The sequence below is a fragment of the Vibrio sp. R10-SG3-ISO3 genome, from assembly GCF_059834225.1.
In genome coordinates, this window is the sequence record NZ_JCBDHE010000011.1 from 66,966 (window position 1) to 75,968 (window position 9,003).

At 50.5% G+C, this 9,003-nt stretch carries 9 protein-coding genes; 5 read left to right on the forward strand and 4 right to left on the reverse strand.

Annotated features, from left to right (window positions below; genetic code table 11):
• Positions 1–229: 229 nt before the first annotated feature.
• Positions 230–901, reverse strand: a complete 672-nt coding sequence (locus AC6R1A_RS02150; RefSeq protein WP_500632325.1) for a LysE family translocator — start codon at positions 899–901, stop codon at positions 230–232.
• A 10-nt stretch (positions 902–911) separates the two neighbouring features.
• Positions 912–1,841, reverse strand: coding sequence for an EamA family transporter RarD (rarD, locus tag AC6R1A_RS02155; protein WP_500632326.1), 930 nt, complete (start codon positions 1,839–1,841; stop codon positions 912–914).
• Positions 1,842–1,993: 152 nt separating this feature from the next.
• Here rarD and recQ point away from each other — a divergent pair, with 152 nt between their 5' ends.
• From recQ to AC6R1A_RS02170, 3 genes are all read left to right on the forward strand, one after another.
• Positions 1,994–3,829, forward strand: a complete 1,836-nt coding sequence (gene recQ / locus AC6R1A_RS02160) for an ATP-dependent DNA helicase RecQ (RefSeq protein WP_500632327.1) — start codon at positions 1,994–1,996, stop codon at positions 3,827–3,829.
• The gene (locus tag AC6R1A_RS02165; RefSeq protein ID WP_500632328.1) at positions 3,822–4,136 is read left to right on the forward strand and encodes a DUF3630 family protein; all 315 of its coding nucleotides are present in this window, start codon (positions 3,822–3,824) and stop codon (positions 4,134–4,136) included. Before recQ ends, AC6R1A_RS02165 begins: the two co-directional genes overlap by 8 nt.
• A 279-nt stretch (positions 4,137–4,415) precedes the next feature.
• Positions 4,416–5,084 carry a 7-cyano-7-deazaguanine/7-aminomethyl-7-deazaguanine transporter gene (locus AC6R1A_RS02170; RefSeq protein WP_500632329.1) on the forward strand — a complete coding sequence of 223 codons (669 nt, stop codon included), beginning with the start codon at positions 4,416–4,418 and terminating at the stop codon, positions 5,082–5,084.
• Between the two features lie 131 nt (positions 5,085–5,215).
• Here the strand turns inward: AC6R1A_RS02170 and gppA are convergent, their stop codons facing one another.
• Positions 5,216–6,721: a guanosine-5'-triphosphate,3'-diphosphate diphosphatase gene (gene gppA / locus AC6R1A_RS02175; protein ID WP_500632330.1), complete on the reverse strand. Its 1,506-nt coding sequence runs from the start codon at positions 6,719–6,721 to the stop codon at positions 5,216–5,218.
• Between the two features lie 7 nt (positions 6,722–6,728).
• The gene (gene rhlB, locus AC6R1A_RS02180; protein WP_334555473.1) at positions 6,729–8,030 is read right to left on the reverse strand and encodes an ATP-dependent RNA helicase RhlB; all 1,302 of its coding nucleotides are present in this window, start codon (positions 8,028–8,030) and stop codon (positions 6,729–6,731) included.
• Between the two features lie 112 nt (positions 8,031–8,142).
• On the opposite strand from rhlB, the gene trxA reads away from it, so the two are divergent.
• Together trxA and AC6R1A_RS02190 are read left to right on the forward strand one after the other, a co-directional pair.
• A complete protein-coding gene (gene trxA, locus AC6R1A_RS02185) occupies positions 8,143–8,469 on the forward strand; it encodes a thioredoxin TrxA (RefSeq protein WP_053440774.1) in 327 nt (108 codons plus the stop codon).
• 199 nt (positions 8,470–8,668) lie between these two features.
• A partial coding sequence (locus tag AC6R1A_RS02190; protein WP_500646137.1) for a Rho termination factor N-terminal domain-containing protein occupies positions 8,669–9,003 on the forward strand: 335 nt, incomplete at its 3' end.

Consider the following 9,003-nt stretch of genomic DNA (forward strand, 5'->3'; position numbering starts at 1 on the left):
TAAAACAATGAGTTATGATTTTTAATTGATAGTTTTCTTAGACAAAAAGAGAGTTTGACTTACTCGCTTGTGAGAGATCTCGCACAAGAAGCCTAGACGATCGCCGATTATTGACGAGAAACTGATTGTGATCGAGCGCAACTTTTTGCTCTAAGATGCGTTAGAAGTGAATAAATAAACAAAAAATGGCCGTTATGGCCATTTTTTATGAGTGGTTATTCTGAGGGGGCTAAAAGAGCATGGCGATGGCGTTAGTTGATTGCCATAAAATGCCAAGGCCGATGCCGCTGAACATCAGACCGCATAATGCGTCGATGTAGAGGCTCAATGATTTCAGTTTGCGCTGCATACGCTGCGTTGACAGCATCCAGGCCAAGAAAGAGAACCAAGCGAGCGATAGGCCCCATAAAATCAACAGTGCAGCGCTTTTGCCGCCTAGCGACATACTGGCGGGCACCAGGCTGGACATCAAACTGACAAAAAAGACCAACGCTTTGGGGTTGAAAATATTGGTCGCAAAGCCTTTGGAGAAGGCGTGACGCTTGTTGACCAAGAGTGCTTGTTCAGAGGAGGCATCATCTTGCGCTGCGGTCTGCGAGGATTGAATGCGCGCCCATGTCCCCTTTAGCGCGCCTACGCCTAGGTATAAGAGGTAGCTACCGCCGGCAAGTTGCACGAGCGAAAACAGGGTTGGCTGCTGATGCACCAGATAGCTCACCCCAGTCAGGCTGAGCAGCGAGTGCAAGAGAATACCGAAAGAGAGGCCCAGCGCGATAAAAAATCCGGTCTGGCGCCCGTAACGGGTGGCATTTTGCACCACAAGCGCAAAGTCGGGGCCCGGGCTCATTAAGGCGATGAAATGAACCGTCGCTAGAGTGGCAAGTAAAGTGATCTCATTCATGTTGGTAACGTTAGGCTTGTTTGGTGTTTAACAGTTTGGCGGCGCGGCGGCTTTGGTGGTTGGTTTTTAAACCGTCGAAGCTAAATACGACCAGTGCGCCCCAAATAAAGGCAAAGGTGATGGCTTTGTCTGGCGTAAAGGCTTCACCATAGACAAGCACGGCGAGCATAAACATCAGGCTTGGGCCTATGTATTGGAAAAAACCCAGCGTTGAGAGCTTTAATCGTGTCGCGGCCCCCGTAAAGCAGAGCAGCGGTAGGGTAGTGATGACACCCGCAGCAACAAGGAGCAGATTGAGATCTAAGGGATTCTGGCTCAGGTTCGAGGTGGCGGAGTCGGCAATCCCGATAAGATAGATCGCGGCGGCAGGCAGCATCACCAAGGTCTCGATAAACAATCCCGTTTGCGCATCTAAGCTGACTTTTTTACGCAGCAAGCCATAAAACCCAAAGCTCATCGCCAGCGCGATGGCGACAATCGGAACCGAGCCAAACGCAACCAACTGGACCAATACACCACAGGCGGCGAGTGCGACAGCAAACCACTGCAATTTTCGCAGGCGTTCACCGAGAAACAGCATGCCGAGCACCACATTAATTAACGGGTTGATGTAGTAGCCAAGACTGGCATCGAGCATATGATTGGCGTTCACCGCCCAGATGAAAATCAACCAGTTGGCCCCAACCAAGGTGGCCGTGGTGACGAGGTAGGTCATTTTCTTTTTGGATGTCAGCACGTCGCGTACGGTCTTCCAGCCTCGGCTGAGATGAATCAGTAGCGCTAACAGGAAAAAAGACCAGACAACACGGTGACTTAAAATCTCAAGCGCAGAGACCTCGCTAATGGTCTTAAAGTAAATTGGCGCGATTCCCCACATGGTGTAGGCACCAATCGCAAGGAGGACACCTTGCCGCGCGCGTTGCTGTTCGTCGGTTGTCATTGGATGATTCTCAACACAGAATTATGAAATGAAACGAGTAGTATACGAATAGGATTGAGAATCACCTAGCACTTTGCAGTTTTATTCACCGCTATTCCCAACTACAATAAGCGCTCGAATTTTCCACCCCACTTATCCCAACAGAGAGCGTAATGACAGCCACACTGATCGCGCAGCAACCTGATTCTATCGAAACCGCTCAGAGCGTCTTGGAAAAGGTGTTTGGTTACCACGAATTTCGAGAAGGTCAACGTGACGCGATTGATACCGCGCTAGACGGTCAAGACAGCTTAGTCATTATGCCAACAGGCGGCGGTAAGTCACTGTGCTATCAAGTGCCGGCGCTGCTCAAAGAGGGGCTGACCTTAGTCATATCGCCTTTGATTTCCTTGATGAAAGACCAAGTGGATCAGTTGAAAGCCAATGGCGTCGCCGCTGAGTGTATTAACTCGACGATGGCGAGAGAGGCGCTTACCTCTGTCTACAATCGCATGCACTCTGGGGCGCTTAAGCTGGTCTATGTCTCGCCGGAACGTGTGTTGATGCGTGATTTTGTCGAGCGGTTAGAGAACTTGCCGCTCGCGATGATTGCCGTGGATGAAGCGCACTGTATTTCCCAGTGGGGACACGACTTTCGCCCGGAATACGCCGCGCTAGGTCAGTTGAAGCAATGGTTTCCACAGGTTCCTGTGATGGCGTTAACGGCAACCGCTGATGAAGCGACGCGCAGCGATATTACTCACCGTTTACAACTGAACGAGCCACACATCTATTTGGGCAGTTTTGATCGACCGAATATTCGCTACACCTTGGTGGAAAAGCACAAGCCGGTCTCACAAATCGTGCGCTTTTTGGATGAGCAACGCGGTCAATGCGGCATCATCTATTGTGGTAGCCGTAAAAAGGTCGAGATGGTGACCGAAAAACTGTGCAATAACGGGCTGCGCGCCGCCAGTTATCACGCAGGGCTAGACGCCGACGAGCGCGCCTATGTACAAGAGGCCTTTCAGCGCGATGATATTCAAATCGTCGTCGCCACGGTCGCGTTTGGCATGGGGATCAATAAGCCTAATGTGCGCTTTGTGGTCCACTTTGATATTCCGCGCAATATTGAATCTTACTATCAAGAAACCGGTCGTGCAGGTCGAGACGGATTACCAGCAGAAGCCATGATGCTCTATGACCCCGCTGACATCGGCTGGCTGCGTCGCATGCTCGATGAAAAAGAAGAGGGGCCGCAAAAGCAAGTCGAAGCGCACAAACTGAATGCCATGAGCGCGTTTGCACAGGCGCAAACCTGTCGCCGCCAAGTACTGCTTAACTATTTTGGTGAGTATCGACAAGAGCCTTGCGGCAACTGCGATATCTGCCTCGATCCGCCAAAACATTTCGATGCCACGGAACAAGCGCAAAAGGCACTCTCTTGTGTTTACCGGGTCAATCAAAGCTTCGGTATTGGTTATGTGGTGGAAGTGCTGCGCGGCATGCAAAACATTCGTATTCGAGAAAACGGTCATGACCAACTCTCGACGTACGGACTTGGGCGCGAGAATAGTCACGATTACTGGGTGAGTATTTTCCGACAGTTGATCCATAAAGGACTGTTAAGCCAAAACATCACACGCAACTCGACGTTGCAATTAACCGAAGAAGCGCGCCCACTACTCAAAGGTGAGCGCACATTGGAACTGGCCGTCCCTCGGTTAGACACCGCGGCGCGCGCTGCACGTTCGGATAAGCTGGCGAATAAACACTACGATAAGAAGCTGTTTGCTAAGCTGCGTAAACTAAGAAAGTCGATTGCTGATGAAGATGGCTTGCCACCTTACGTTGTTTTCAGTGATGCGACCTTGATGGATATGGCGGAGATCTTGCCAACCTCTTACGGCGAGATGCTGGCAGTGAATGGCGTTGGTCAGCGCAAGCTGGAGAAATATGCCGATCCTTTCCTTGATTTGATTCAGGAGTATTTGACGCACCATGGCTAATGAGCACAGCGAGTTTGGCTTGATTGACTATCAAGCGGATCAGGGGCGATTGATTTTGCGTACGCCTCGATTTGATTTTGACACCTTTCCAGAGTTGGCCAAGCGTTTGGTTGGCCTGCTGTCGGCCAAGGTAATAGAGAAACAGTGGGATGCAGACATCCACACTTGGTTGATTGATTTTGAAGGCTGCCAGTTGGTGCTCAGAGCGGAACACTACAGTGAAAGTGTTTGGCTAGAATCCTTGGTGGTTGAGCAATCTCAGCCGGAGTGTGATTTTTTAGCTGCGCTGTTTGAACGTGGTTTTTAACGGCCAGATTTTTCACTTCCTGCCTAATAACGTTTTAACTTCCTACCTACTAACGAATAGTGATGGGCGCTGAAGTGGCTGATGCATCGCCGAAATCGGTACGTGAACGATTGCCTTTGGTTGGGCGCTTGCGGCGAGGGTTGGTTAATGTATAATCGCCGGCCGTGATAATGGCAGGGTGCCATTATTGAGCATAGACATTGTTGGTCTGAGCCACTTCATGATGAAGAGGTTCAATTTGGGTTCCCTCACCCCCAAACCAAACTAAAAAGGTATCGCATGAATCACTTTACTCCTGCGCAGCAGCGCAAAGCCCTTTTTCTGTTAGTTCTGTTCCATTTGGTTATCATTGCATCGAGCAATTATCTCGTGCAGCTGCCCTTTACGGTTATGGGTTTTCATACCACTTGGGGCGCGTTCACCTTTCCTTTTATTTTTCTCGCCACGGATCTCACCGTCCGTGTCTTTGGCGCGGCATTGGCACGTAGAATCATCTTCTTGGTGATGCTGCCGGCCTTAGCGGTTTCTTATGCGTTGTCTGTCCTCTTTTTCGAGGGGCAGTTTCAAGGTGTCGCTCAGCTTGGCGAGTTCAATCTGTTTGTTGCGCGTATCGCGGTCGCCAGCTTCATGGCCTACTTGCTTGGACAAATCCTCGATGTGCACGTGTTCAATCGTCTGCGCCAGTTGAAGCAGTGGTGGGTGGCGCCGACCTGCTCGACCTTGTTTGGCAACGCACTTGATACCATCGCCTTTTTTGCGATTGCGTTTTACCAAAGCCCAGATCCGTTTATGGCTGAGCATTGGGCGGAAATCGCGCTGGTGGACTACGGCTTTAAACTGGTTATCAGTCTTGGCTTGTTCGTGCCTATGTATGGGGTGCTGCTGAACTACTTGGTTAAGAAGCTGACCGCCGTGAACCCAGACTTTAAAGTGGTGGGTTCAAACTAGCTTTTTTACATGGTATCGATGGCTCTGATGAGAGACGTCGAGCTGCGGATAAAAGAAAACCCGAGGCGATAACGTCTCGGGTTTTTTGATCTCTGCGCTGCTTTCAACTCTGTGCTGCGCGGCGACGTGATTTAGATGGCCGCCACTGCGCGGGTCGTGATCACCAAGGGCCAGCCAATATCACTCTGGCGGTTCGCTTCAATTTCAAGCTCCGCACTGGTGAGTGGGTTTTGCTCTAACCAGAGTGGGTCCAAGGTCAGCGTCAGCTTATCACCGTCGGTGGTTAACAACACATCTGGCGCAAGTTGTGGATTGCGACGATGGGTTAACAGCACGGCCAGTCTGAGTAGACGCAACACACGCTTGGCACTGGTGCCGGAGAGAGCGTGCTGCTCAGGCAGTGAGGAGAGCTGTTCACGATAGCGACGAGTGAGCTCACCCAACAGGTGCTTCTGCGCACGGGTAAAGCCTGGCAAATCGAGATGCTGAAGGAGATACGCTCCGTGCTCGCCGCCTTTTTTAAAGTCGATCGTCAGGCCAATTTCATGCAGCTTAGCGGCGGTATCGAGTAGTACCACCCCTTGGTCTTCCGCAATCCAGCCTTGCTCGCATTGAGTGAGTAAGGTATTGGCTTGCTGCGCAACTTGTTCACCGTAGGCGACATCCAATTGGTATCGCGTTTGGACACTGGTAATGGTGCGCGCACGTATGTCGTCTTGCTTAAGTTCATCGACCATTTCGTACACTAAGCCTTCGCGCAGTGCGCCGCCGGCCAGTGTCATTGCCTCGATCTCTAACAACTCGAAAATCGCAATGAGAATCGACAAGCCGCTCGGAAATACCAGCGCCCGTTCGAAAGTGAGCCCTTCGATATCCAGCTCTTCGAGGTGGTCAGCGCGCATGGCTTGCTTTTGTAAGCGCTTGAGTTTCGGGTGGGTGATCACCTCATCCATCCCTTGCGCTAACATGATCTCTTGCAAAGCTTGCACCGTGCCGGACGCGCCGACACACACATCCCAACCCAGCGCGCGGTATTGCTCCAAGATGGGGTGCAGCGTCTGCTTGGCCGCCGAAATGGCGTTGTCAAAGTTACTGGCTGTCAACTGTCTGTCTTTAAAGTGCTTCTCAAGCCAGGTCACGCAGCCCATTTTTAGACTGGTGAGCGCTTTGGCTTCAAACCCTTCACCGATAATCAGTTCAGTGCTGGCGCCACCAATATCGACCACCAAACGACGTCCGCTACCACCGGAGGTGTGCGCAACGCCTTTATAAATAGTGGCCGCTTCTTCCTCACCACTGATGACCTCGATCGCGTGACCTAAGATTTCATTGGCTTTGGCAAGAAATTGCTCGGCGTTGGTCGCCGTTCTTAAGGTCGCGGTGCCGACGATGCGGATATTATCCGGTTCAATGTCTTGCAATCGCTCTGCAAACAAGCGCAAGCAGTCCCATCCGCGCTGCATGGCGTCTAGGCTCAGAGCATTGTTTTCGTCTAGGCCAGCGGCAAGGCGCACTTTGCGCTTGATTTTAGCCATGGTTTGAACGCTGCCATCGATATGACGCACAACGAGCATGTGAAAACTGTTCGACCCGAGGTCGATGGCAGCGTAGAGCGGAGAGGAGACGGCTTGACTCATAGACGACTTAAGAATCCTTTTGCTGACGTGAACGAGAGCGGTTGTTGTTACGGCGGTTGTTGTTACGCGAGCCACCGGTGTTTGTACGACGTTGCTGAGGTTTGTTGCTGCGCATGCGAATCGGTGCAGGCAGGTCTTGAATCAAAGCGCTTGCGTCGTAATCCGATTGTGGGATCGTGTGCTCAATGTACTCTTCAATAGCAGGCAAATTGATCGCGTAATCTTCACAAGCGAAGCTAATAGAGTGACCGCTTGCGCCCGCACGACCAGTACGACCGATACGGTGGACATAATCTTCACAATCATCAGGCAAATCGTAGTTAAAGACGTGCGTGACTTGCGGAATGTGCAAACCGCGCGCCGCGACATCGGTAGCAACCAGAATATCGACGTCACCTTTGGTGAATTGCTCAAGAATCTTCTCGCGCTTCTTCTGCGGAACATCACCAGTAAGTAGGCCGACACGATGACCGTCAGCGGCCAGATGTCCCCATACGGATTCACATTTGTGCTTGGTGTTGGCAAACACGATAGCACGGTCTGGCCACTCTTCTTCAATCAGAGTTTGCAGCAGCGCCATTTTGTGCTCGTTAGAAGGGTAGAACAGTTCTTCTTTTATACGGTGACCGGTTTTTTGTTCCGGCTCGACCACGACATGCTCTGGGTTGTGCATGTGTTCAAAAGCGAGTTCTTGCACGCGGTATGACAGCGTGGCAGAAAACAGCATGTTCAAACGCTCTTTTGGCTCTGGCATGCGGCGGAATAGGAAACGAATGTCTTTAATAAAGCCAAGATCGAACATGCGATCTGCTTCATCCAATACCACTGCTTGGATATTGTTAAGGTTGAACACCCGCTGCTTATAGAAGTCGATGATACGACCTGTGGTGCCGATCAGTACGTCCACACCTTGCTCAAGTTTCGCAAGTTGTTTGTCGTAACTTTCGCCGCCGTAGGCAAGGGCGGTTTTGATCCCTGTGCTTTCGACCAATGGCGCCGCATCATTATAGATCTGGATCGCCAGCTCACGAGTCGGCGCCATAATGATGGCACGCGGCTGTGTCGGTTTGCGGCCGTCATGCTCAGGCGTGGTCAACAAATGGTTAAAAGTAGCAGTCAAGAAAGCCAGGGTTTTGCCTGTCCCTGTTTGAGCTTGTCCTGCGATGTCTTGGCCGGTGAGCAGTACCGGCAACGCCAAGGCTTGGATAGGGGTACAAAACTCGAACCCTTTTTTCTCCAATCCTTCAGTAACTTGGGGGTGTAAACCCAAATCGGCGAACTTTTGCTCTGTGATATGCGTCTTTTTCATTGCTATAGAATATCAGCTTAAGCTTGCAATACGAAAGTAAATACATTCCAATAGGGCATCTAAATACTGGTTATCATCCAACCAGTTCAGAAAAAACACATTGGAGTGGAAGATGAGTGATAAAATTTTGCAGCTAACTGATGATGGTTTTGATGCTGATGTAATCAATGCTGCAGGCCCGGTTCTTGTGGATTTTTGGGCAGAATGGTGCGGACCATGTAAAATGATCGCGCCGATTCTGGACGAAATCGCAGACGAGTACGAAGGCAAACTCACTATCGGTAAACTGAACATCGACCAGAACGCAGGCACACCGCCTAAGTTTGGTATCCGTGGTATTCCAACGTTACTTCTGTTCAAAGATGGTAACGTCGCAGCGACCAAAGTTGGTGCGCTGTCTAAGACTCAACTGAAAGAGTTTTTGGACGCCAACCTATAAGTCCACCGAGCTAAGACCGTGCATTTTAACCGATGCACGGTTTTGTTTTTGAAGGCCAACAAAATCTAGACTAGTCTAGTATTTAGTGCTAATTTATCGCACGTTAATTAAACAAGTTCTCTTCTTTGGTCGATCCTCTGACCAAATTCATCTAACTAAATAACAGATCCTTATTTTGACTAAACAAGTATCCACCACCATGAATCTAACTGAACTGAAGAACAGACCTGTGTCTGATCTTGTCAAACTTGGCGAAAGCTTGGGCCTTGAAAACCTAGCTCGCCTAAGAAAACAAGACATCATCTTCGCTATCTTGAAAGCGCATGCTAAAAGTGGTGAAGATATTTTCGGCGACGGGGTTCTGGAAATACTGCAAGACGGTTTCGGTTTCCTGCGCAGCGCAGACAGCTCTTACCTCGCAGGTCCGGACGACATCTACGTGTCACCGAGTCAGATTCGTCGTTTCAACTTACGCACGGGTGACTCAATTGCAGGAGGTGCTGGAACTACCTGTGGGAAAGTTGCACTTAACCT